The 617-nt window shown below is 46.0% G+C and carries 1 protein-coding gene; it reads right to left on the bottom strand.

Going from position 1 to position 617, the window contains the following annotated elements; translation table 11 throughout:
• Positions 1 to 593: DsbA family protein (locus tag A3766_RS04665; RefSeq protein WP_197479324.1), on the bottom strand; the 593-nt coding region annotated here is incomplete at its 3' end.
• Positions 594 to 617 lie beyond the last annotated feature (24 nt).

The raw sequence follows: 617 nt of genomic DNA, 5'->3' as shown, positions 1-617 counted from the left end.
CGTAATATTCGGTAACCAACGTTTCCAAAGAGTTCTTGTCGACCATTATTCATAATCCATGAAGGACTGCCTTTAATATTCAGTTCTGCTGCTTTCTGATAGTCGCTCATCAATAGTGCTGCCGCATCACCTTCATCAATCAAGGTTTTTAATGCATCGCTATCCATACCACTTTGCTTAGCCAGCAAGAGCACATTATCAAGCAAGCCCACATCCAGATTATCGACAAAAAAACTTTTTTGCACTAACAGCATTAAATCAGCAGAGCGCTGAGGGCTATACGCTAGCTCACAAGCCTTGAGGACTAAGTGCGCATTCAAAGAGGATTTTGGCCGCACAGTCTTCCAGATTTCCGGGTTAACCGGCGCATTATCATAAGGAGCCGCAGCATCTTGCACATGACGACCGAAGCCTTCGTAGCCACCGCGCTCCCCCCATTGTTTTGCCATTCGCGTTTTCGTATCGCCGAAGAGGTTAATATAGTGTCGGCGCAGCAAAACCTGCTCCCCCCACTCTTCTTTCATTTCCTCAATTCGTCTTTGGGCAATCCACGCCCAGATACACAGAACATCACTAAAGTAATCGATTACCAAGGGCTCGTTATTGTTCACTTAACC

The sequence above is a fragment of the Oleiphilus sp. HI0132 genome, assembly GCF_001635845.1.
The sequence above is the reverse complement of the archived record's forward strand: the minus strand, read 5'-3'. Positions and strand labels throughout refer to the sequence as shown.